This window comes from Deinococcus aquiradiocola, from assembly GCF_014646915.1.
Taxonomy (GTDB): Bacteria; Deinococcota; Deinococci; order Deinococcales; family Deinococcaceae; genus Deinococcus; species Deinococcus aquiradiocola.
In genome coordinates this window covers 50,727-73,120 of sequence record NZ_BMOE01000006.1, presented here as the reverse complement: position 1 = coordinate 73,120, position 22,394 = coordinate 50,727, and the positions used below count along the sequence as shown (strand labels likewise).

The window sequence follows — 22,394 nt, the reverse complement described above, 5'->3', positions numbered from 1 at the left end:
GCCTGCCCGGCTCAGGACCGCTCAGGACGGACGTGCAGGCGTTCGGCCCGCAGGCGGTCCTGAGCATCGAACAGGTGCCGGTACGCGAGCAGCACCACCACCAGGCTCCCCAGTGCCGAACTCGCCGCCAGCACGAACATCAGCAGGATCTGGTACCGGACCGCGACGCCCGGCGCGGCCCCCGCCAGGATCTGCCCGGTCAGCTGGCCCGGCAGGCTCACCACGCCCATCACGGCCATGCTGTTTAGCGTGGGGATCATCGCGGTTCTCACCGACGCAGCGACGGCCGCGTGCGCGGCCTCCCAGCGGGTCGCGCCGAGTGCGAGCAGTCCCTCGATGCGTGCCCGGCCGGCCGTCACTTCCGTCAGGAAGCGGTCGAGGGCCAGCGACACGCTCGTCAGGGCGTTCCCCAGCACCATGCCCAGGATCGGCACCGCGAACTGCGGATCGAACCACGGCCGCACCCGCAGCACGCCCGTCAGGACCAGGCCCGTCAGCAGGAACGAACTCCCGAAGATCGCCACGGCACTGTCGAGCAGAATGCGCGCGTACCGCTGCCGGGCGCGGCCCACCGCGGCCTGCGCGGCGAGCGCCGTCATCACCAGCCCGATCCCCACGACCGGCAACGGGTGCCTCAGCGAGAACACCCACTGCAGTACCACGCCGACCAGCAGGAGTTGCGCCGTCATGCGCGCGCCCGCCACGAGAATGTCCCGGCTCAGCCCGAGCCGCAACCGCCACGACAGGCCCACGTTCACGAGCAGCAGCGCCGCCGCGAGCAGCAGTTGCCCCCACGAGACCGTCACGCGTGCGCCTGCCAGGCGCGCAGGTTCAGTTCGCGGCCCGCCACGCGCGCCCGCTGCTCCGGCGAGTGACTCACCCACACGAGTGCCCGGTCCGGACCGGCCGCCACCCAGCCCAGCAGCAGCGTCTCGGCGGCCCGCGCCGCGTCCGGATCCAGTGCCGACGTCACCTCGTCCAGCAGCAGCACCGACGGGGAGAGCAGCAGGGCACGCAGCAGCGCGAACACCTGCGCCTCACCACCGGACAGGCTGTCCGTTCCGAGCGTCAGGAAGCTCACGTCCCGGCTCAGCGCGGCCAGCAGTGACGTCGCCTCCTCCTCCCGGAACGCCCGGCCCGCGTGCACCTTCAGGCCGAACGGGGCGCGCAGGCCTTCCAGCACCGTCCCGCCGTACAGCACCGGACGCTGCGGGACGAGCATCACGCGCGCCCGGAACCCCGGAACGCCCCACTCCCCGGGCGTGCGCCCGAGCAGCCGCACCTCCCCCGATTCCAGCGGATCGAGTGCAGACATGGCCCGCAGCAGCAGACTCTTGCCTGACCCCGAAGGTCCGGTCAGCGCCACGCTCTCCCCGGCCCGCACCCCGAACCGCACGTCCTGCCACAACGTTCTCGTGTCCAGCACGCGCGACAGCCCCGACACGTCCAGCAGGGACTGCGAACCAGGAGTCACGTGTCCAGAATACCCTGCATCCACCCTCACTTCCGGCCCCGCGTGCCCGCGCTGCCCGCTATGCTGCCCCCATGAGCATCTACACCCATCTGACCGCATTCGGGGGGTACAAGGTCACGCTGTGGGAGCCAGGCATGCCGCTCGGCGATCCGGCGACCACCATTCACAGGATCGCGGTCGAGTATGACGAGTCCACGCCCTGGGCGGACAAGCTTCAGGCGTTCCTGGAGCTGCCGGGCGCGGAGCGCACGCCGGGCCTGGTGATCGGCCAGTGGGACGAGGAGATCGGGACGGGCACCGAGCCGGACGACATGATCGCGGCGCTCGTGGCGGCCGCGCCGCGCCTCCCGGCACTGCGGGTGCTGTTCGTCAACGACATCACCAGCGAGGAGTGCGAGGTGTCGTGGATCACGAACGGGGACCTCGGGCCGCTCCTCGCGGCGTACCCGGCGCTGGAGGTGCTCGGCGTGCGCGGCGGCAACGCACTGCGCCTCGGTCACGCGAACCTGCCCGCGCTGCACACCCTGATCCTGCAGGCGGGCGGCCTGAGTGCCGAAGTCGTCCGTGACGTGGTCACCTCGGACTTCCCCGCCCTCACGCACCTGGAGCTGTTCCTGGGCACCGAAGACTACGGCGCGACGAGCACCCCGGAGGACCTCACGCCGCTCCTGCTGGGCGGGCGCTTCCCGCACCTGAAGTACCTGGGCCTGAAGAACAGCGACCGGCAGGACGAGGTGGCGCAGGTCGTGGCGAACGCGCCCGTGCTGGACGGCCTGGAGGTGCTGGACCTGTCGCTCGGCACGCTGTCCGACGAGGGTGCCGCGGCCCTGCTCGGCAGTCCCGGCGTCAGGGGCCTGAAGCGGCTGATCGTGGCGCACCACTGGTGCAGCGAGGAGACGGTGCGGCAGCTGGAGGCGCTGGGACCGGAGGTGGACGCGTCGGACGCGCAGGAGGCCGACGAGGACGACTGGCGGTTCGTTTCCCTTGGCGAGTGACGCGCGGGCCCTCCCGCCGCGGGACGTGCTGCTCGTCGCTCCGCCCGGAGGCCGCCGCGCCCTGGCCTTTCAGGCGACGCTCGCGCAGCTCGGCTGGCCGCCCGCGCGGACGGTGCCGTACCTGGACCTGATGGAGGGCCGTGCGCGCCTGCCGGACCTCGTGCGGCCCGGCAGCGTCGTGCGGTTCGACTCGCCCGGCGAGGACCTCGCGACCGAGCAGGCCCTGATCCGCCTGGGCGGCGGTCCGGACGTGCGCCTCGCGGACGGGGAGATCGCCCCCACCGACGCCTGGCACCGCGGGTACTCGGCCCTCATGCGCTCCCTCGCGGCGGACCTGCTGGCCGCGCCACCGCACGAGCGGATGCAGGACCCGGAGCACGTGCTGCGCATGTTCGACAAGCCCGCCACGCACGCGGCCCTGAGTGCGGCGGGCGTGCCGGTGCCGGACGCCCTGCCCTCCGTTCGCTCGCTCGACGAACTGGTCGCCCGGGCCGACGCGCGCGGGTGGGGCCGGGTGTTCGTGAAGCTCGCGCACGGGTCAAGTGCGTCCGGCACCGTCGCTCTCGCGTGGTCCGCGCGGGGCGTGCAGGCCCATACCACCGTCCGGCAGGAGGGCGCGCACCTGTACAACTCGCGGCGCCTGCAGCGCGTCAGCGGGTGGCCGCAGGTGCGCGCCCTGATCGACGCGCTCGCCGTGTACGGCGTGCACGTGGAACGCTGGTGGCCGAAGGCGAGCTTCGCGGGGCACCCGATGGACCTGCGCGCCGTCGTGATCGGCGGCCACGCGAACCACGCGCTCGTGCGGCTCGGGAAAGGGCCCATCACGAACCTGCACCTCGGGAACGAGCGCGGCGACGTGAGCGCCCTGCGGCGCGACGCGGGTGAGGAACGCTGGGCGGCCGTCACGGACGCCGCCACCTCCGCCCTGCGCGCCTTCCCGGGCGCCCTGTACGGCGGCGTGGACGTCCTGCTCACGCCCGGTTACCGGACGGTGAAGGTGCTGGAAGTGAACGCCTTCGGCGACTACCACCGGGGCGTGCTGCACCGTGGCCGGGACACGTACACGGCCGAACTGGCGGCCCTGCCGGGCGCGTTCGCGTGACCGCCCTGCCCGTCCGCGACCTGATCGGCACGCACGACGTGGTGCTCGTCACGCTCGACAGCCTGCGCCTCGACGTGGCCCGCGCCGCCCTGGACGCGGGCGACACCCCGAACCTCGCGCGCCTCCTGCCGGGCGGCACCTGGGAGGCGCGGCACACGCCCGGCAGCTTCACGTACGCCGCGCATCACGCGTTCCTGTCGGGCTTCCTGCCCACGCCCGCCCGGCCCGGACGGCACCCGAGACTCTTCGCGGCCGCCTTCGAGGGCAGCGTCAGCACCGGCCCGCACACCTTCGTGTTTCCCGAGGCGACCCTGCCCGCCGCGCTCGCCGCGCGCGGGTACCACACCGTCTGCGTGGGCGGCGTGGGGTTCTTCAACGGCCGGACCGCGCTCGGCAGCGTCCTCCCGTCCCTGTTCCACGAGCGTCACTGGTCCCCGGCGCTCGGCGTGCAGCACACCGATTCCGCCGCCGCCCAGACGCGCGTCGCGGCCCGCGCCCTGCAGCGTCTCCTGGGAGACCGGCGGGCCTTCCTGCTGCTGAACTTCGCCGCGACGCACGCGCCCACGCACCCGTACCTGCCCGGCCATCACCGCGACTCCGCCCGGACGCAGCAGGCCGCGCTCGCCAGCGTGGACGCGGCCCTCCCCACCCTGCTCGCCGCCCTGCAGGCGCGCGGCGACACGCTGCTCGTCGTGTGCGCCGATCACGGCACCTGTTTCGGCGACGACGGATACTGGGGGCACCGCGTCGCGCACCCCTGCGTGTGGACCGTCCCGTACGCCGAGACCATCCTCCCCGGAGCCCACCATGACTGACCCTGCTTCCCTGCCGGACGTGACGCTCGGCAGCGCCTACCGAGCGTACACGTACGCGTACCCGCACAAGACCGCGTACCGGCGGCTCGACCCGCCCGTCCCGCTGCGGGACGCCTGGGCGGACGAGGACCGCCGTCAGCTGTTCCTGTACGTCCACATTCCCTTCTGCGAGATGCGCTGCGGGTTCTGCAACCTCTTCACGACCACCCACCCGGGCGGCACGCTGGAACGCCAGTACCTCGCGGCCCTGGAGCGGCAGGCGCGCGTCACGCGGGACGCGCTCGGAGACGCGGGCTTCTCGCGCATCGCGCTGGGCGGCGGCACCCCCACGTACCTCGCGGCGGGCGACCTCGCGGGCGTGTTCGACCTGCTGTCCGGCACCTTCGGCGCGGACCCTGGCGCCCTCCCCACCTCGGTCGAGACGTCGCCCGCGACGGCCACCCCGGACCGGCTCGCCGTCCTCGCGGAGCGCGGCGTGCAGCGCGTCAGCATCGGCGTGCAGAGCTTCGTGGAGGCCGAGGTGCGCAGCGTGGGCCGCGCGCAGCGCACGGCTGAAGTCGAGGACGCGCTCGGCGCCATCCGTGCCGCCGGTCCCTTCGACCTGAACATCGACCTGATCTACGGGCTGGCGCACCAGACGCCGGACTCGTGGCTGCAGTCCCTGCGGGCCGCGCTGCGCTGGTCGCCGGAGGAGCTCTTCCTGTACCCGCTGTACGTGCGCCCGCTGACCGGCATCGCCCGCCTCGGCCGCTCCTGGGACGACGAGCGGCTGGAACTGTACCGCGTGGGCCGCGAGTACCTGCTCGGCGAGGGGTACGAGCAGACCTCCATGCGCCGCTTCGTGCGTCCCGCCCCGGGCCGTCGTCCGCTGATCGAGGAGCCGGACTACGTGTGCCAGCGGGACGGCATGGTCGGCCTCGGCTGCGGCGCGCGCTCGTACACCCGCGACCTGCACTACTCCAGCGAGTACGCCGTCGGGCAGAGCGGCGTGCGCGAGATCCTGCACGACTTCGTGGCCCGCAGCGACGACACCTTCGCGCTCGCCACGCACGGCCTGCGCCTGAACCCCGGCGAGCAGCGCCGACGCTTCCTGCTGCAGAGCCTGCTGCACGCGTCCGGACTGGACCGCGCGCTGTACCGCGCCCGTTTCGGCACGGACGCCCTGACGGACCACCCGCAGCTCACGCGGCTCGTGGACGCGGGCCTCGCGCAGCTCACGCCGCACGCCCTGCGCCTCACGCCCGCCGGACTGGAACGCTCGGACGCCATCGGCCCGTGGCTGTACAGCCCCGAAGTGCGGACCCTGAGCGAACAGCACGTATGGACCTGAAGCACCTCAGCGTCCTGTACCGTGGGCCGCTCGAGAGCTGCACGTACGCCTGCCCGTACTGCCCGTTCGCCAAACACCACGAGACGCCCGCCGAGCACCGCGCGGACGGCGAGGCGCTGGAACGCTTCCTGCGCTGGGTGGAAGCGCAGCCGTTCACGGTGTCGGTACTGTTCACCCCGTGGGGCGAGGCGCTCGCGCACGCCCGCTACCAGCAGGCCATCGTGCGCCTGGGCCGCCTCCCGAACGTCCGGCAGGTCGCCATTCAGACGAACCTGTCCGGACGGCTCGACTGGACACGGGACGCGAACCTCGACAAGACCGGCCTGTGGTGCACGTACCACCCCGGCGAGACGAGCGCCGAACGCTTCCTGAAACGCTGCACGGAACTCGACGCGCGCGGCGTGCGCTACAGCGTCGGCACGGTCGGCTTGAAGCGCCACCTGCCCGAGATCGAGGCGATGCGGGCCGCGCTGCCCGCCCACGTCTACCTGTGGGTGAACGCCTACCGGCCCGAGGAGAGGCGCGCCACGCCGGAAGACGTGGCGCGCCTCGTGGCGGTCGATCCATTGTTCGAGGTGAACCGCCGTTACCGGGTGCGCGGCCAGCCGTGCACGGCCGGGGAGGACGCCGTGAGCGTGGAGGGCGACGGGACCGTGCGCCGCTGCCACTTCATCGAGCGGCCGCTCGGGAACCTGTACGAGCAGGACGTCCGCACCCTGCTGCGGCCCCGCCCGTGCAGCCGCGCCGCCTGCGACTGCCACATCGGGTACGCGCACGTCCCGGCGCTCGGCCTGCCGGACGTGTTCCGGGACGGCCTGCTCGCCCGGATTCCCGACCCGGCCGCGTGGACCGACCCGGCCGCCCTGCACGCCCTGCTGGAACGCGCCCGCGCCCACCCCTGACGGCCCTCCGGAGCGTGCCGCCGCGTGTCGCTTCAGGCCTCGATGGCCGGACGGTACGCGGCCGGGTCGTCGAAGCCCGCCAGCCACGCGGACGCGGCATGCGCGGACGTCAGGGTGGGCGGAACGCGCAGCACGTAACGCCTGCCGGTCGAGGGGCAGCCCACGCACACCGCCACGAACGGCTCGTCGCCACTCAGGGGCACCCGCACCAGCAGGCGCTCCCCTCCGGCGTCCTCGTCGCGGTCGAGCACCTGTGTGCCCGCCTCGGCGAGCAGGCGTTCCGGCCCCACCCGGTCGAGCATCACGCGGCGCCGCTCGACGTTCGCGGTCTCCAGGATCTCCGGCACCGTCAGTTCCCAGGGCCTGAAGGCGGTGCGGGCGTCCACGCGCACGCCCCGCCAGCGCAGCGGGACGCGCTCGTCCGGCAGGGCGCTCAGGGCGCTGCCGCCCACGTCCACCCAGCCGCTCACGCGCAACGTGCCGGGCAGCCGCGTGAGGGACCGGCAGCCCTGCACGTCCAGCTGCGCGACATGCGTGATCCAGCCGGGCAGATCGTGCAGGCGTGGGCAGTCCTGCGCGCTCAGGTGTCCGAACCGCAGGCGTCCGCGCTGCGGCCAGTGGTGGAAGGCCTCGCAGCGGTTGAGGTTCAGGAAGCACACGTCCAGCCCTTCCGGGAGAGCTTCCAGCGACGCGCAGTCCTGAAGACTGAGCGAGCCGACCTGCAGGTTGCGCGGCAGGCGGGTGAGGGACGCGCAGCGGTCCAGCACCAGCCGGAACTGCACGCGGAGCGTGCCCGGCACCTCGTGCAGCGGCAGGTCCGTGGCGATCAGTTCGCCCACCTGCAGGTGCTCCGGCAGCTGCGTGAGTCCGGTGCCGCTCACGTCGAGCACGTCGGCGCTCAGGTGGTCCGGCAGGCGGGTGAGGCGCGTGCCGCTCAGGTCGAGGCGGCCCTGGACGTGCAGCGGTCCGTGGGCCTCGCCGGACAGGATCAGGGTGCGGGCGGCGTCCGCGCCGAGCGGAGCGGGCATCAGTCGTACACCCGGCGGATGCCGGCGGGCGTGTACTCGCGCTGCATCCAGACCCGGTACACGCCGCGCGGGAGGCGGATGGTGCGGTGCTCCTCGTGGATCAGGTCGGCGTGGTCCGTCAGGACCTGCACGTACAGGTCGCGTCCCGACTGGTGCAGCTGGACGCTGCCCGGTTCGCTGAAGCGGTGGCTGTGGCCGGTGACCTCGCCGTGTGCGAGGGTGACGCCGGGGCGCGGGTGGCTGTCTGGGAGGGTCTGGACCTGCTGGACGAGGACGTCGCCGTGACGGTAGAGCATGATGTTCTCCTTGAAAGGGGCGCGTTGATTACGCCAATAACATAACACATCCGGCCCTCCCACTCAACCGCACACCGGCAACACGAGCGGGGCGCACCGGCAGAAGTTCCGCCCGCACGCCCCGACCCGGTCAACCGGGACTGCATCACCTCACGCCCGTCACGCCCCCCCACGCGCGAAATCCGTCATCACGCCCGGCGCGGCCGAGTCGAACCCCACCACGTCCAGCATGTCGGCCCGGTTCGGGTCGGCGATGCTGAACTCCGTGGCGGTCATGCCCACCACGATCAGCCGCGCCGCAATGCCCATCGCCTGCCGGTAGCGGTCCAGCGCCACCGCCGGGTGCACGTTCCCCGCCCAGGTCTCGTTGTCCGTGTACACCACGAACGTGTCCACCTCCACCCGCTGCTTCGCCGCCCAGAGCATCGGCAGGGCGCAGTCCGTGCCGCCCATCGGAATCCGCTGCATGGCCGTCATCACGTCGTCCAGACGCTGACGCGGGCTGACCGTCAATGGCGTCAGGCCGGGCGTGCCGCCGCCCCAGCGGCCACCGTACCCGCCGCCCGCCGCGCTGAACGCCAGGGCCGCGTAGTCCGGCTCGGTACGGGCCGTGACCAGCGCCATCGCCGCCGTCGCCTTCAGCGGACTCAGGCCCGGCACGCCGCCCACCAGACCCATACCCATGCTGCCCGACACGTCCAGACCCAGCATGAAGCGCTTCCCGGCCGGCCGCACCGCCCCGAACGACGCGTAGAACGCGTCCTGCAACGCATCGACCACCTTCGGCACAGGCACCCACTCGCCCCGACCCTTCACCCCCCGCCCCTGCGCGTACACCAGATGCGCCTTCAGGGCGTCCAGCGGATGAATACGCCCACGCCGCAGCGCGCCCGGGTCCGTCACGCGCTCCACCACCGCCCGCACGACCTCGCCGTCGTTCACGCTCAGCACGCCCACGCGGCCCAGGTTCCCCAGGTTCCGCAGCAGCCACGTCAGCCCGTTCGTCTCCATCGCGGCCCGGTACACCTCCGCGCCCCGCAGGTGCGTCGGCACCGCCTCGATCGGCAGACCGTACCCGCGCATCAGGCCCGCCGCGTCCCGGTCGGACGTCACGCCCTGCACCAGCAGGTGACCCTCGATCACGCGCAGGGCCGGCTCGCTGATGTCGCCCACGTCGGGCAGCACGCCGTCCACCATGAACCGCAGCACCGCGTTCCGGCCCGCGTCCGCGGTCTTCGGGTGCGCCTTGCGCAGCGCGTCCGCCTGACTCCAGCCGTCACGGGCCTTGTACTTCACGGCCCACAACGCCAGCCGCTCCACGGGTGCGTCCTCGTACACGCGCGCCACGCCCCGGCGCGTCAGGCGACCCCAGCCGCCCAGCGCGTCCGCGAACGCCAGGAAGTGCAGCAGCATCGTGCCCGTGCGCGCCACCTCCGGCAGCACGTCCCACGCCGCCCTGCGCACCTGCGCGTCCGGCGCGGTCTTCGCGATCAGCGCCAGCACCAGCAGCGCCGGGCCCGGCTTCGGCGCACGGTTCGTGCGGATCACGTCCAGCGTCACGCGCAGCGCCGCGCCCGCGTCCACCTGCACGAAGGTCTTCACGAACTCCGTCGCCTGCAGGGTGTGTGCCCGCTCCGTGGCGTAGAAGGTGCCGCCGTCCGTGCCCAGGATCAGGAAGCGCGTCAGGCGCGCCTCGTCGGACAGCTCGTACACGAATCCGCCCGCGTTGTTCACGACCTGACGCGGGTCAAGCCGCTCGGTCTGGGTGCGGTTCAGGGGGTTCAGTGCGTTCAAGAGGTTCTTCATGATTCGGCCCTCCTTTCGACAGGGCGAGTGAACGGGACGCTGGATTCGCCAGCGGCGACTGTGGCGCACGTGCGCCGAAGTGGTGAACCGGGTGGGACTCGAACCCACGACTCCTCGCTTGAAAGGCGAGTGCTCTGCGCGACCGAGCGACCGGAACAGGTGGCGGGCTTCCAGGGATTCGAACCCCGATCTGCACGTGTTGGAAACGTGTGCTTTGCCGTCAAGCGAGAAACCCGTTGGGGAGAGTGGCAGGAATCGAACCTATGACCTCCGCCTTCACAGGGCGGCGTGCAGCCTTTACACCACACTCTCCATACGTCGGACGTTCTGCCCCGCGCCGGTTGCCCGGCCTCCTCGTCGCGGTCTGTCTGGTGGAGATGGGGAGATTCGAACGCCCACTTCCCCTGTGCAACCATGAGCAGGTCAGCCTACGTTGATGACCTGCAAGAGAGGCGAGGGGCCGTCCCTGAGCCTGTGGCCAGGTGGGGACGCGCTGCCGTTACGCGACAGGCCCATACGGTCTGAACGGCACGGACCTTCCGTGCGACCGCCTGAATCCGAATCAGGCGTGCTTCCGCTGGACTTCGTTCAGAGAGTCGTCATGAAAGGACGTGCTGTACGGCTTTCCATGACCGGGTGGAGAAGTTTGGCTCCGGGAGCAGGGTTCGAACCTGCGACGTCCTGCTTAACAGGCAGGCGCTCTGCCACTGAGCTATCCCGGAAGACGGGTGAACCTGGCAATACTTGAGGGGCGTGACCTCCCCGTTCGGAGCTGGGCGCTCTTCCAGCTGAGCGACCTGTTTCTGTGGGGGAACGGGTGGGATTTGAACCCACGACCACTCGATCCGAAGTCGATAAGCCTTCACTGTCGGCCCTGAACCGTCTGCACGGCAGGGCGAGAGATCGGGAAGGCGAAGTGCTCTGACCGCTGAGCTACCGTTCCATGTCGTGTGGGGCTGGGCGGGACTTGAACCCGCGACCTTCCGCTCACGCGGACGCTCTCCCTGTAAGCCTCTGCGATCGGCCCGGAATGCACGGCAGGCAAGGGCTGCAAAGGCGCGTTGAACTGAGCTACCAGCCCCAGAAGTGGGGAAGAGGGGGACGGGCGGGATTCGAACCCGCGAGACCTTCCGGCCGTATGTTCCAGGTCACCTTCACGCATCGGCCCGGACGGGCAAGGGGCGGTGAGGGTCAGCCCACGAGGGGCAAACATGTGCGTTTGACCAGCTCCGCCACCGTCCCCACGGTGAGAGTCGAAGTGAAGCGGCGGGGCGGGGGTCGAACCCGCGCCCGTTCGATATAGAGGTCACCCTCCACTGTCGGCCCAGGTTGGGCGAGTGGGCGTGGAGGGAAACTGCCCTTTCGGGCAGTCGAATGCTCTGCCGCTGAGCTACCCGCCGCGTATGGTGGATGGGGTGGGATTCGAACCCACTGTGCCCGAAGGCAAACGATTTACAGTCGTCTGCGACTCGCCGTCTTCGCCGCCCATCCGGAATTTCGCGTCCGGGTGGGGTGGGAATATCGGGCCGGTTTCGGACCTCGCCAGAGGAACGGGCCGTGCAGATTCCGACCCTTTCGCCTGGCCTGACTGAGTTGTGTGCGCTGGGCGGGGGTGGAGTGCAGGGTGGCCTCGTTCATACGTGTACCTCTGGGAGTGGATTTCTGGTGCGGTGGCCCGCGCTGGGGCTGGTCCTCCGAGTGAGATTTGAACTCACACTGTCACGCTTCTGAGGCGTGTTCCTCTGCCGAATTGGGATACCGGAGTGTAGAGCAGGCTGGACGGAATTGCACCGCCGTCACCCGACGGTTGCCGGGCATCCTGCTGACTGGAAGAAGCCTGCGTGGAGCAGATGAGTGGATTCGCACCACCGTCCTCTCGCTGGCAACGAGAAATCCTGGCTGCTGGACGACATCTGCGTGGGTTGGTCGGGCAAGGCGTGGAGGTCGGATGCGGGAGTCGAACCCGGACCCCGTGAGGGGTGATCGCCAGAGAGAACCGAGCCTTCTTCGGCCCAACCGTGATGCTGATCTGTGGCGCAGCGGGGGAACTTCCGGGCAAGGGGGTGGTCACGGAATCGGGCCATTTCCATGCCGGGAACCGAACCCGGACCCTCCTGCGGAGGTTTCCGCCCGTTCGCCCCCATGGGGGCCGAGGTGTGAAAGAACCGTGACCGGTCGGCCCTGAGGTTCCCTGCAACGCATGGTGTGGCGATTCCAGCGGGAATTCCAGCATTCACCGGCACTGGCGCATCTTCCCGCAGACAACGGGGCGTCTTGTGCCGTTGGACGATGGAATCACGGGCGGAATGGACGAGGGGTGATCCTGGGTCGGGTTCCAGGTGACAGTTGGGTAACCCAGGGTCTTCGGCCCATTCCGGAGAGGTTCGGTGGAGTCGGTCCCGGTCTGGCCGGTGGGGGAGAGCGGCGTGCGTTCTCACCTGCCATGAAGTGTACGGCGGCGCGTGTCTGTCTCACATTCGCCGGGTGGCGTAGTGGCCGGGTAGGCGTTCCGGCGGAGGGATCAGTGGGCGCGGTCCTGGACCTGTTTCACGATTCTGGGCAGCAGGGCGCGCGGGACGAGTCTGGGCAGGAAGGCCTGCACGCGGTTCATCAGGCCGATCACGCGGACGCTCTGGCCGTGCAGCATGGCGTCCACGGCCTCGGCGGCCACCGTGTCCGGCGTCATGATGGCGCGCTGTCCGGCGTCCGTGGCGATCAGTCGGCTGCCTTCCATCTGTGCGGCGGCCTGGAAGCCGGTGGCGACCGGGCCGGGGCAGGCGGCGGTGACGTGGACGCCGGTGCCGCGCAGTTCCTCGTTGAGGGCTTCGCTGAAGCTGAGGACGTAGGCTTTGGTGGCGTAGTACACGGCCATGAGGGGGCCGGGCATGAAGGCGGCGGTGCTGGCGATGTTCAGGACGCGGCCGCGTGAGCGCTGCACCATGCCGGGCAGGAAGCGGTGCGTGAGGTCGGTGAGGACCGTGACGTTCACCTGGATCATGTCGAGCTGGCGGGCGCGGTCGAGGGTGTGGAATTCGCCGTAGTCGGCGAAGCCGGCGTTGTTCACGAGGAAGTCCACCTGCAGGTTCCGGGTCTGGACCTGTTCCCAGAGGGCGTCGGTGGCGTGGGGGGCCGTGAGGTCCTGGGCGATCACGTGCGCGTGGACGCCGTGGCGGTCCTGCAGTTCGGTGGCGAGGGTCTGGAGGCGGGATTCGTTTCGGGCGACGAGGATGAGGTGCGTGTGGCGTGCGGCGAGCTGGCGGGCGATGGCTTCGCCGATGCCGCCGCTGGCGCCGGTGATGAGGGCGGTGGGGCGGGTGGGGCCGGGGGGTGTGGTGCTGGTCTGGGTCATGCGGTCTCCTGCCGCGGCCAGAATAAATGACCGCTGGTGAATTAAGTTAAGCAACCTGGGGTCGCTCTGTCAAGCGCCCCAGGAAGGCGGACCTCGGCCATCACGTTCAGTGAACGCTGGGCCAACTTCTGCTACTATTGACTCATGGTTTTTAACGTTCGCGCCCGCAGTGACGAGGCCAAACGCGAACGCCGCGAACAGATCCTCGCGGCCGCCCTCACCCTCTGGCAGACGCACCGCTACCCGGACCTCACCCTCAACGCCATCGCCACCGGCGTCGGCGTCACCAAGGCCGCCCTCTTCGCGTACTTCCCCAGCAAGGAAGACCTCTTCCTCAGCCTCTACGAGACGCTGCTCGGCGACTGGTTCGCCGCCCTCGACCGCCACCTGCGCCTCGGCGGCACGCACACCCCCGAAAGCCTCGCGCGCACCGTCACCGCCCTCACCCTGGAGCGCCAGAACCTGACGCGCCTCATCCCGCTGCTCGCCGGGATCCTCGAACACAACATCACCCCGGAACGCGCCCTGACGCACAAGACCTGGATCGCCGGACATCTCGCCCAGACCACCCCCCTGCTCGAAGCCGCCCTCCCCGGCCTGCCCGCCGGGGGCGGCGCGCGCCTCCTCACGTACACGCAGGCGCTCATCGCGGGCCTGCAACCCATGAGCGACCCCAGCCCCGCCGTCCGCGACGCCCTCAGCGGCACCGAACTCGCCGCCCTGCACCTGCAGCTCGACGCCGTCCTGCCCGACGCCCTCACCGCCCTGTACCGCGGCCTCGTCACTCCACCGCCCGGCACCGCCTGAACCGCACGCCGCACGGTCTGGTCCCCGACCCGCACGGCTGAACTTCGGGTGTCCAGCCGCGTCTGGGTGGTGGGTGCCCCTACCGTTCCTTGCGGCCCGTCCGGAGTTGCGCCGCCTCGCGCGTCCCGCCCGGCGCGTGCGTCTCGGCCCACGCGGCGGCCCCCTGAACGTCGTACTGAACGCGCCGTAACGTCACGTTCCACACGTCGCCCTCGCCTTCCAGCAGGGTCCAGCGGGCGAGTGGCGAGCCGTCCCGCTGACGGCTGACGGCCCCCACGTTCACGACGCTCACCGCCCCGACCTGTCGCACGTGCTCCCGGTGCGAATGCCCGACCACCACCACCTTCGCCCGCCCGGTGTCGCCCAGCCGGTCCAGCACGAGAGCGTCGTCCGCCCAGGCCTTCCCGTCGAGCAGCAGTGCCGTCCAGGCACTGTGAGGCGTGCCGTGCGCCGCCAGCACCTCCCCGCCCGCCACGGTGAGCGTGGTGGGCAGACCGGCCACGTGGGCGCCCGCTCCCGGCGGCAGAAGCGCGTGCAGCCATTCGAGCGTCACGCATTTCTCGGTGGCGTCCGTGAGCGGCTGACCGAGCCGTTCGTCCGTGTTGCCGCGCACCTCGTGCACGCCATACGTCGCTCTCAGGTCCTGCTGCAGCCGGAACGCGCCCGCCGGGTCCGCCCCGCCGAACACCTGATCGCCCAGGTTCACCCACACGTCCGGCCGGTGGCGCCCGATGTCTGCAGCCACGGCTTCCAGCGCGAAGCGGTTGCCGTGCACGTCCCCGAACACCGCGACCTTCACGCCCGCCTCCCGCTTCCGGTCCCGGTCACGCCTGCCCGCCGCGTGGCGCGAACTCCTGCGCCCCGTGAGGTTCAGGTTCGACCGGTGCTGCCGGACTCAGGAAACGGTTCGCGGCGACCGCCAGGACCGCGCCCAGCATCGGGGCCGCCCAGTACAGCCAGTGCGCGGTCCAGATGCCGCTCGCGAGCGCCGGACCGAAACTGCGGGCGGGATTCATGCTCGCGCCCGTGACCGGGCCGCCCACCGCCGCCTCCAGCGCCACCGCGGCCCCCACCGTCCACGGCAGACCGCTGCGGAGCGCCACCAGCAGCAGGAAGAACGTCATGACCGCCTCCAGCAGGAACGCGCGCCCCGTCCCGACTGCCGGGACCGTCACGCCCAGGTCGCCGCGCAGGCCGAACAACGCCAGCAGCAGGTACGCCGCCAGTGCGGCCCCGAGCAGCTGCGCGCCGACGTATGGCAGCGCCCGGCGCGCCGGGAACTTTCCGGCCAGCGTCAGCGCGAGCGTCGCGGCCGGATTGATGTGCGCCCCGCTGATTGGCGCGAGGGCCGCGATGACGGCGGCCACCGTCAGCCCGAACACCGCGGCCACCCCCATGTGGCCCAGCTGACCCGTCTGCGCGTCCACCACCGCCGCGCCCGGCCCGAAGAACGTCAGCGCGAAGGTGCCCAGCAGTTCGGCCGCCACGGCGCGCGGCAGCGGCACAGGCACTCAGGCCACCGACACGGCGGGACTGTCCTCGTAACTGTCCGGCACCGGGCGGCCGTCCCTGAGGGCCTCCACGAACGAGACGAACTGCAGGTCCAGCTGGTCACGCACGGCCCGCCAGCGCTCCAGGCTCCCGCCGCTCGGGTCCACGAACGGGTAGTGCCGCCGTGTGGTGCGGGCGGGGTACGTGGGGCAGGCCTCGGCGGCACTGTCGCACACCGTCACCACGTACTCGAAGTTCCAGGGGTCCGGCACGTCGTGCAGCGTCTTGCTGCGGTGCGTGCCGAGGTCCACGCCGATCTCCGCCATCACGGTCGCCGCGTCCTCCTTGACGCGCGTGGCTTCCGTCCCGGCGCTGAACACCTCCAGGTCGAGGCCAAGCCGCTGGGCAGCCCGGCGGGTCAGGCCCTCGGCCATCTGGCTGCGGGCGCTGTTGTGGGTGCAGAGGATCAGGACGCGGGTCATGACGGCAGCCTAACACACCGATCTGATTCGTTGCGTCAACGCCGGGTCAGGCGTCAGCAGCGCAGCGAGCAACTCGCCGCCCAGCAGGTACAGCGGCCCGTGCTGCAGGCGATAGTAACTGTTCTTGCCGCGCTGCTCGCTGCTCACCAGTCCCACGTCCTTCAGGACCGCCAGGTGGTACGACACCTTCGACTGCGGTAACCCCAGCACCGCCTCCAGATCGCAGACGCAGTGCTCGCCGTGCGCCAGGATCCGTACCAGTTCAAAGCGGACCTCGCTCGCGAGCGCCTTCAGCAGGTCGAGCACCGGTGGCTGGCGAGCGGCAGTCATGCCCCATCCTACCGGATCAATCTGATGGATGGCTGCGCCCAGGCTTCGGCGCAGCGGCCGCACCGCCTGACCGGTGGGCGCCTCGCCCCCGGCAGAAGGGCGAACGTGGACGTCCGGTTAAGATTTCCGTGACGGCACGCACCCATACTCGAAGTATGGCTGCAAACCCTGCTCGAGACGACCGTGTCGTTCTCGACGCCATCACCCGCAGCATCGATCCCGTCCTGGTGCTGGAGCCGCTCACCCTCGAGGTGCTGGCCGTCTCCGAGGCGTTCGGCACCTGGAGCGGCCACGACGCCGCGACCCTCCCCGGCACGGACGTCCTGAAGATCGTCGCCGCGCACGAACGCGAGGCGTTCCGCCGGAACGTGACGACCTTCGGCGCCGAGCTGAAACTGCCCACGCGCCGCGACAGCACCTTCCGCGACCCGCGCGGCCACCCCATCCACGCGCAGATCCGCGGTGTGCGCTTCGAGCTGCCGGGCGGTCGGCGCGCCGTCATGATCGTCATCCGGCCGAGCCCGGCACAGTCGGGCGAGGTGACCTTCTATCACCGGCTGCTGCAGGACCTGCCGCTGCCCGTCAGCGTGCTGGACGAGCAGGGCCGTTACCTGTACGTCAACCCGGCCGCCGTGCCGGACGCTGCCCTGCGAGACGTCGTGACAGGGCGGCGTGACCGGGACGCCGCCGCCGCACTGCAGCTTGACGAACCCGCCCTGCAGCGGCGCGAAGCGGAACTCGCGTCCGTTCTCGCCACGCGCGAACCTCGGCGCTGGACCGAAACGATCGGTGACCGGCTCTACGAACGGACCTTCATCTCCGCGCGCGAGCCCACCACCGACCGCGACCTCGTGATCTCCTGCGCCACAGACCTCCCGGAGCGCCTGCAGCAGACCGAACGCCTCCGCCTGCTGGAGGGCGGCATGAACGCCACCTCCGCGCCTGTCTGCCTGCTCGACGCGGAAACCCTGCAGGTCGTGTACGCCAACGCGGCCTTCATCTCGCTCGTCGGCCAGCGGCAGGACATTCTCGGTACGTGCCCGCTCGACTGGCCGTGGGACCGCCGCGACCGGCCGGAAGTCGAACGGCTGTTCGGCCGCATGCGGAGCAACCCGGACGCGCCGATCGTCATGGACCTGCGCTTCTCCGCCAGCAGCCAGTGGTGGGAGGTGAGCGCCACCCCCATGCCCCCGGACGACCCCGGGCCAGGGCAGCGGCAGACGCCCCACTGGGCCCTGCTGCTGCGTGACGTGCGCGTACAGCGGCAGGCGAGCGTGTTCCTGCAGAGTTTCGCGGCGGCGGCCGTCACGTCCCTCGGAGGCGCGCCGCTCGAAGAGGTGCTGGAGTGGATGTTCCACGGCCTGAAGGAGGCCACGCCCGGCTGGACACCCGGCGTCGTCACGCTCGACGAGCCCGTCATGCGCACCATCGGTCCCGTCCTGCCGGAACTGCGCGCCAGCCTGCAGGACTACCTGAGTGAAGACGCCCGCCGACTCTGGGCGCGGCGCGACCCGGACCGGCAGGCGCGCCCTCACGTCATTCAACACGTGTGGGAGCGGCTGAACCTCGGGACGCTCGTGGACGGCCAGTGGCGGCCCGCCGTCGGGACGAGCGTCGAGGTGCCGCTCTACGACCACGCCCGCGAACTGCTCGGCGTGCTGGCCCTGACGCACCCGCAGCGCCTGGAGGCCACCACGCAGGTGCAGGACCTTGCGGAGCACGTCGCGGGGCACGTGGCGCTCTTCATCGACCGGCAACGGCACCAGGACCGTCTGGAGCGCCTCGCCTACCGCGACTCCCTGACCGGCCTGCTGAACCGTGACGGGTTCGCGCGGTCGGTCGCTGCCTTCCTCGGCACGCCTGACGCGCCCCCGCGCGCTCTGGCCCTGATGGACCTCAACCGCTTCAAGTTCGTGAACGACACGCTCGGCCACGACGTCGGCGACGACCTGCTGCGCGGCGTCGGAGAGCGCCTGCAGGCCGAACTCGTCCGCTTCCCGGTCCTGTCGCTCGCACGGATGGGCGGCGACGAGTTCGCGCTGCTTCTCGACGATCCCGCGCACATCGAGGCCGTGAGCGCCGCCGTCCAGAACGCCGTGAGCCGACCCTTCGACATCTCCGGCCGTTCCCTGCGCGTCGGTGTCGCCATCGGCTGGAGTCTCGCGCCGGACCACGGCGACACGCTCGCGAGCCTGATGCGTCAGGCCGACACCGCCATGTACCAGGCCAAACGCAGCGGCCAGCTGTGGCAGGCCTACCTGCCGTCCTCCCAGCCGCGCATCTCGCACCTCGCACTGGAAGCGGCGATGTACGAGGGCCTGAGCGGCGGCCAGTTCACGCTCGTGTATCAGCCGCAGGTGCGCTGCGACACCCGCGCCGTCACGGGCGCCGAGGCGCTGCTCCGCTGGACGCATCCCACGCTCGGCCCCGTGTCGCCCGCCGAGTTCATCCCGGTGGCCGAGGCGACCGGACTGATCACGGACATCGGCACCTTCGTGCTGCGAGAGGCGCTGCACGAAGCGGCCCACTGGCCCGCGCACCTCAGGCTCAGCGTGAACGTCTCACCGGTCCAGCTGCGCAACTCCCGTTTCCCGGCCCACCTCGCCGTGCTGCTGCGAGCCGCGCGTTTCCCACCGGAGCGCCTGATGCTCGAGATCACGGAAACCGCCATCATTAACGACCTGAGCGCCGTGACGTACGCCATCCACGAACTGAACGCGCTCGGCGTTCGTGTCGCCATCGACGACTTCGGCACCGGGTACTCCACCCTCATGACGCTGCGGCACCTGCTCGCGCACGAACTGAAGATCGACCGGGCCTTCGTGAACGAACTCGACCGGCCCGGCCGTGACGGCCGCGAGAACCGCGCCATCGTGCAGGCCACCCTGGCCCTCGCCAGTGCGCTCGCACTGCACGTCGTCGCCGAGGGCGTCGAGACGGAGGCCCAGGCGGACCTGCTCGCCGAGCTCGGCTGCCCCACCATGCAGGGCTGGCTGATCGCGCCCGGCGTGCCCCCCGCAGAGTTCCGCAACCGCTTCGCGGACGCGCCACTCCTCCCCTGAGAGGCGCGCCGCACGACACAGAAACGGCCCGGAAGGCGTGTGCCCGCCCTGCGTTCCTCATTGTCCCTGAATTGTCAACGTCCCGTAAGACCTGCCCCGGTACACTGTGAGACAGAACATGAGCGCCTTCCGGAGCGTCCCGACCCCCCTGCTGGACCTGGAACGCGCCTGGGCCGTGAGGGACGAGGATCCGGTCCTCGCCCGGCACCTCGCGCTGACGTTCCGTCCTGCTGCACCTGCTCCGCCGCAGGTGGACGTGGTCCTCGCGTACCTCGAATGGCGCGACGGAAACCTCCCGGCCAGCCTGCACCGCTCACACCAGGCGATCCGTGACCTGCAGCGCGAACCGCTCAGCGCGTGGCACGGCCGGGCCGTGAACACCCTCGCCTGCCTGGAAAGCCGACTGAACCGGCCCGATCAGGCGGTGCGCCTGTACGACGAGCAGATCCGCGTCGCGCGCCAGGTGCAGGACGACGAACTCGAGGCGTCCGGCCAGCACGACCTCGGTGTGGAACTGCGCGCCAGCGACCCTGACCGCGCTCGCGAGCACGTCCTGACCGCCCTGCAGCGTTTCCGGCAGCTCGGGTACGGGTTCGGTGTCGCCATTGCCCTCACCAACCTCGCGCAGTTCGCGCAGGACGCCGGACAGCACGAGCAGGCCCTCACGTACCTGGAGGAGGCGCTCACGTACCCCGGCCTGCATCACCGCCCGGAGGTGGAGGCCGAAGCGGTCCACACGACCCTCCTGAGCCTCGACGCGCTCGGCCGCACCACCCGGGTGCCGGAACTCGAAGCGCGCCTCGCCGCCCTCGCTGCACAGAACCCTGGCTCCGAACTCCGCATCGACGTCGCGCTCGCCCTCACCCGGCACGGCGACCCTCACCTCGCCCTGCGCCTCCTGCCGCCCGAGGTGGAGTTCGCCCGGTCCCTCGGCACGCACGTCTCCCTGCCCCGACTGCACGAAGCGCTCAGCCGCGCGCACGCCGAACTCGGCCACGACCACGACGCCCTCCTGCACCTGCGCGCCACCCTCGACTTCGAACGGGCGACGCACGCCTCGGAACGCCGCAAGGTGTACCGCAGCCTCGAAGTGCTGCACCGCATCCAGGCACTCGAGGAGGCCGCCGAGAACGAACGCCGCCAGAGCGCCGCGCTGCAGGAGCACGTGCGGGAACTCCAGGCCCTCAACGACCGCATCCGGGAACTCAGCCGCACCGACGGTCTCACGGGCCTGTCGAACCGCGACCACCTGTTCCGGCGCGGCGAGACGCTCGCCCTGAACGCCACCCCGGACGCGCCGCTCGGCGTGGCGATCATCGACATCGACCACTTCAAGGCCGTGAACGACACGTACGGCCACCCCTTCGGCGACACCGTCCTGCGCCGACTCGCGGGCCTGCTGCGCGAGCACGCCGCCCCGCAGGACGTCATCGCCCGCTACGGCGGGGAGGAATTCGTGCTGCTGCGCCCCGCAGAGGCTGCCGAAGACCTCGCACGCACTGCGCAGCACGTCGTCGACGCCATCCGCAACCTGACGTGGCCGGACCTGCCGCATCCCTTTCGCGTGACCGTCAGCATCGGCGTGGCGGAGGCGACCACCCCGGACTTCGAGATGGCCCTCGCGACCGCCGACCGGCACCTGTACCACGTCAAACACACGGGCCGCGACGGCGTCGCCTGGCACACCTGAGCCGAAATCGGTCGGAACGAACGGCAGGACGTACGGTCCGGCGCAGGTGAAACGAGATCCGGTGTGCTTCCCTCACCTCATGAAGGTGGAGCGGAACCATGTGAGCGAGGCCCGGACGACCGCCAGGCACGGGAAACGGGCGGAACGCCGAAGCGCCCGCCCGCTCCCCTGCACCTTCCTTATTTGTCGGCGCTGACGGCGTCCACGACCTTGATGGACAGGTCCGGCTGGATGCGGATCACGAAGATCCGCGCGTCGAGCCGGTCGCCGAGCTTGTCGAACTGCACGGTGCCGCTCAGCAGGCCCGTCGTTCTGGAGGCACGGATGCCCGCCTCGACGGCCGCGTGGTCCGGGACCTTGCCGCCGCTCTTGCGGGCGAGGTTCAGGATGGTGCCGAGCGCGATGTTCGCCGCGTCGTAGGCGGTCACACCGAAGCCCTGCACGTCCGCGTTGAAGGTCTTGCGGTACAGCGCCGCGAAGGTGGCTGCCTTCGGGAGGGAACTGGCGGGCGCGGCCGTCGCGGTGTACATGACGCCGCTGGCGGTGCTGCCCGCCAGTCTCTGGAATTCGGAGGAATCCCAGCCGTCGCCGCCCATCACGGCGGACGTGACGCCCGACTCGCGCAGCTGCTTCACGAAGGGCGCGCCCTGGTTGAAGATGCCGCCGAAGAACACCGCGTCCGGGTTGAGGGCCTTGATCTTGCTGATGATGCTGGAGAAGTCGCTCTTCTCCTCGGTGCCCTCGGACGCGAGGATGGTGACGCCGTGCGCGCGCAGGTACTTCTCGACCTCGCTCGCGAGGCCCTGCCCGTAGGCGGTCTTGTCGTCGAGCATGTAGACCTTTTTGGCCTTGAGGGTCGTGGCGATGAACTTGCCGATGGCGCTGCCCTGCGCGTCGTCGCGCGCCACGACACGGTTCACGTTCGGCAGGCCGCGCGCCGTGACCTTCACGCCCGTCGCGGACGGCGTGATCATGGGGATGTGCGCGCCGAGCAGCACGTCGCTGACAGGAACGGCCACGCCGGAGTTGTACGTCCCGATGAGCGCCAGGATGGCCGGGTCGGCGGCGATGCGGCGTGCGAGGGCCGTACCGGTGGTCGGGTCGGCCTGGTCGTCGTACGTGACGAGCTGCAGCTCGAATCCGGCGGCCTTGAAGCGCGCCTGGTACGCGGCCACGGCGAGCTGCGTCGCGTTGCGGATCTGCAGGCCCTGGTCGGACTGCCCGCCGGAGAGCGGGCTGAGCGTGGCGAGCTTGATGACCGGCAGGGCCTGGGCGGCGCCGAGCGTCAGGAGGGCGGTGAGGGCCGTCAGGGTGAGCGTGCGGTGCGTCATGGTTCCTCCTGGTGGCCGCGGTGCACGGCCGTGGTCATGCGTGGGGCGTGTCGTTCGGTACGGGTCGGTGGCGCGCGTTCCTCCGGACTTCGTGACAGCGTACA

Annotated in this window: 19 protein-coding genes and 11 tRNA genes; 8 read left to right on the top strand and 22 right to left on the bottom strand. The window is 70.9% G+C overall.

What is annotated here, in order from left to right; all coding sequences use genetic code 11:
• Nucleotides 1-11: 11 nt before the first annotated feature.
• Both IEY33_RS10345 and IEY33_RS10340 read right to left on the bottom strand, forming a co-directional pair.
• A complete protein-coding gene (locus IEY33_RS10345; protein ID WP_229670928.1) occupies nucleotides 12-806 on the bottom strand; it encodes an ABC transporter permease in 795 nt (264 codons plus the stop codon).
• On the bottom strand, nucleotides 803-1,474 hold the full coding sequence (locus IEY33_RS10340) for an ABC transporter ATP-binding protein (RefSeq protein ID WP_229670927.1): 672 nt from the start codon (nucleotides 1,472-1,474) through the stop codon (nucleotides 803-805). The genes IEY33_RS10345 and IEY33_RS10340 overlap by 4 nt, the downstream gene beginning before the upstream one ends.
• Nucleotides 1,475-1,545: 71 nt before the next feature.
• Between IEY33_RS10340 and IEY33_RS10335 the strand changes: the two genes are divergently transcribed.
• Genes IEY33_RS10335 through IEY33_RS10315 form a run of 5 tightly spaced genes read left to right on the top strand, consistent with a single transcriptional unit; the run spans nucleotide 1,546 to nucleotide 6,618 of the window.
• The gene (locus tag IEY33_RS10335; protein WP_188963140.1) at nucleotides 1,546-2,469 is read left to right on the top strand and encodes an STM4015 family protein; all 924 of its coding nucleotides are present in this window, start codon (nucleotides 1,546-1,548) and stop codon (nucleotides 2,467-2,469) included.
• A gap of 25 nt (nucleotides 2,470-2,494) precedes the next feature.
• Entirely contained in the window at nucleotides 2,495-3,571 is a 1,077-nt protein-coding gene (locus IEY33_RS10330; RefSeq protein WP_188963137.1) for an STM4014 family protein, read from the top strand.
• Nucleotides 3,568-4,386, top strand: coding sequence for an STM4013/SEN3800 family hydrolase (locus IEY33_RS10325; protein ID WP_229670926.1), 819 nt, complete (start codon nucleotides 3,568-3,570; stop codon nucleotides 4,384-4,386). Before IEY33_RS10330 ends, IEY33_RS10325 begins: the two co-directional genes overlap by 4 nt.
• Nucleotides 4,379-5,716 (top strand): STM4012 family radical SAM protein, encoded by a 1,338-nt coding sequence (locus tag IEY33_RS10320; RefSeq protein ID WP_188963135.1) that lies wholly within the window; start codon nucleotides 4,379-4,381, stop codon nucleotides 5,714-5,716. Before IEY33_RS10325 ends, IEY33_RS10320 begins: the two co-directional genes overlap by 8 nt.
• Nucleotides 5,707-6,618, top strand: coding sequence for an STM4011 family radical SAM protein (locus IEY33_RS10315; protein WP_188963132.1), 912 nt, complete (start codon nucleotides 5,707-5,709; stop codon nucleotides 6,616-6,618). Before IEY33_RS10320 ends, IEY33_RS10315 begins: the two co-directional genes overlap by 10 nt.
• Before the next feature lie 32 nt (nucleotides 6,619-6,650).
• Here the strand turns inward: IEY33_RS10315 and IEY33_RS10310 are convergent, their stop codons facing one another.
• From IEY33_RS10310 to IEY33_RS10240, 15 genes are all read right to left on the bottom strand, one after another.
• Entirely contained in the window at nucleotides 6,651-7,646 is a 996-nt protein-coding gene (locus IEY33_RS10310; protein ID WP_188963129.1) for a DUF6745 domain-containing protein, read from the bottom strand.
• Nucleotides 7,646-7,942 carry a DUF8820 family protein gene (locus tag IEY33_RS10305; RefSeq protein ID WP_188963127.1) on the bottom strand — a complete coding sequence of 99 codons (297 nt, stop codon included), beginning with the start codon at nucleotides 7,940-7,942 and terminating at the stop codon, nucleotides 7,646-7,648. The genes IEY33_RS10310 and IEY33_RS10305 overlap by 1 nt, the downstream gene beginning before the upstream one ends.
• Before the next feature lie 159 nt (nucleotides 7,943-8,101).
• Nucleotides 8,102-9,748: an RNA-binding protein Rsr gene (gene rsr / locus IEY33_RS10300; RefSeq protein WP_188963125.1), complete on the bottom strand. Its 1,647-nt coding sequence runs from the start codon at nucleotides 9,746-9,748 to the stop codon at nucleotides 8,102-8,104.
• Between the two features lie 160 nt (nucleotides 9,749-9,908).
• A tRNA-Trp gene (locus tag IEY33_RS10295) sits at nucleotides 9,909-9,983 on the bottom strand.
• A 2-nt stretch (nucleotides 9,984-9,985) separates the two neighbouring features.
• Nucleotides 9,986-10,060: transfer RNA gene (locus tag IEY33_RS10290), tRNA-His, on the bottom strand.
• Nucleotides 10,061-10,395: 335 nt separating this feature from the next.
• Nucleotides 10,396-10,470 (bottom strand) — tRNA-Asn (locus IEY33_RS10285).
• An 84-nt stretch (nucleotides 10,471-10,554) separates the two neighbouring features.
• Nucleotides 10,555-10,691 (bottom strand) — tRNA-OTHER (locus IEY33_RS10280).
• Between the two features lie 9 nt (nucleotides 10,692-10,700).
• Nucleotides 10,701-10,829 (bottom strand) — tRNA-OTHER (locus tag IEY33_RS10275).
• A gap of 16 nt (nucleotides 10,830-10,845) precedes the next feature.
• Nucleotides 10,846-10,990: transfer RNA gene (locus IEY33_RS10270), tRNA-OTHER, on the bottom strand.
• Nucleotides 10,991-11,010: 20 nt separating this feature from the next.
• Nucleotides 11,011-11,149: transfer RNA gene (locus IEY33_RS10265), tRNA-OTHER, on the bottom strand.
• Between the two features lie 3 nt (nucleotides 11,150-11,152).
• A tRNA-Tyr gene (locus IEY33_RS10260) sits at nucleotides 11,153-11,239 on the bottom strand.
• 196 nt (nucleotides 11,240-11,435) lie between these two features.
• A tRNA-Leu gene (locus tag IEY33_RS10255) sits at nucleotides 11,436-11,513 on the bottom strand.
• 77 nt (nucleotides 11,514-11,590) lie between these two features.
• Nucleotides 11,591-11,665: transfer RNA gene (locus IEY33_RS10250), tRNA-Gly, on the bottom strand.
• Nucleotides 11,666-11,954: 289 nt separating this feature from the next.
• Nucleotides 11,955-12,045 (bottom strand) — tRNA-Asp (locus IEY33_RS10245).
• A 224-nt stretch (nucleotides 12,046-12,269) separates the two neighbouring features.
• Nucleotides 12,270-13,097: an SDR family NAD(P)-dependent oxidoreductase gene (locus tag IEY33_RS10240; protein ID WP_188963122.1), complete on the bottom strand. Its 828-nt coding sequence runs from the start codon at nucleotides 13,095-13,097 to the stop codon at nucleotides 12,270-12,272.
• 144 nt (nucleotides 13,098-13,241) lie between these two features.
• Here IEY33_RS10240 and IEY33_RS10235 point away from each other — a divergent pair, with 144 nt between their 5' ends.
• A complete protein-coding gene (locus tag IEY33_RS10235) occupies nucleotides 13,242-13,904 on the top strand; it encodes a TetR/AcrR family transcriptional regulator (RefSeq protein WP_188963119.1) in 663 nt (220 codons plus the stop codon).
• A 79-nt stretch (nucleotides 13,905-13,983) separates the two neighbouring features.
• Here the strand turns inward: IEY33_RS10235 and IEY33_RS10230 are convergent, their stop codons facing one another.
• From IEY33_RS10230 to IEY33_RS10215, 4 genes are read right to left on the bottom strand one after another with little or no spacing between them, the layout of a single operon-like run.
• Nucleotides 13,984-14,703 (bottom strand): metallophosphoesterase family protein, encoded by a 720-nt coding sequence (locus tag IEY33_RS10230; RefSeq protein WP_188963117.1) that lies wholly within the window; start codon nucleotides 14,701-14,703, stop codon nucleotides 13,984-13,986.
• A gap of 25 nt (nucleotides 14,704-14,728) precedes the next feature.
• Entirely contained in the window at nucleotides 14,729-15,415 is a 687-nt protein-coding gene (locus tag IEY33_RS10225) for an MIP/aquaporin family protein (protein ID WP_188963115.1), read from the bottom strand.
• A complete protein-coding gene (locus IEY33_RS10220) occupies nucleotides 15,416-15,877 on the bottom strand; it encodes an arsenate reductase ArsC (protein ID WP_188963112.1) in 462 nt (153 codons plus the stop codon).
• Between the two features lie 9 nt (nucleotides 15,878-15,886).
• On the bottom strand, nucleotides 15,887-16,207 hold the full coding sequence (locus IEY33_RS10215; RefSeq protein ID WP_188963109.1) for an ArsR/SmtB family transcription factor: 321 nt from the start codon (nucleotides 16,205-16,207) through the stop codon (nucleotides 15,887-15,889).
• Between the two features lie 155 nt (nucleotides 16,208-16,362).
• Here IEY33_RS10215 and IEY33_RS10210 point away from each other — a divergent pair, with 155 nt between their 5' ends.
• Nucleotides 16,363-19,269 carry a sensor domain-containing protein gene (locus IEY33_RS10210; RefSeq protein WP_188963107.1) on the top strand — a complete coding sequence of 969 codons (2,907 nt, stop codon included), beginning with the start codon at nucleotides 16,363-16,365 and terminating at the stop codon, nucleotides 19,267-19,269.
• 118 nt (nucleotides 19,270-19,387) lie between these two features.
• Complete coding sequence (locus tag IEY33_RS10205) at nucleotides 19,388-20,959, top strand: GGDEF domain-containing protein (RefSeq protein ID WP_188963105.1); 1,572 nt, start codon at nucleotides 19,388-19,390, stop codon at nucleotides 20,957-20,959.
• Between the two features lie 179 nt (nucleotides 20,960-21,138).
• Here the strand turns inward: IEY33_RS10205 and IEY33_RS10200 are convergent, their stop codons facing one another.
• Nucleotides 21,139-22,290 (bottom strand): branched-chain amino acid ABC transporter substrate-binding protein, encoded by a 1,152-nt coding sequence (locus IEY33_RS10200; RefSeq protein ID WP_188963103.1) that lies wholly within the window; start codon nucleotides 22,288-22,290, stop codon nucleotides 21,139-21,141.
• Nucleotides 22,291-22,394 lie beyond the last annotated feature (104 nt).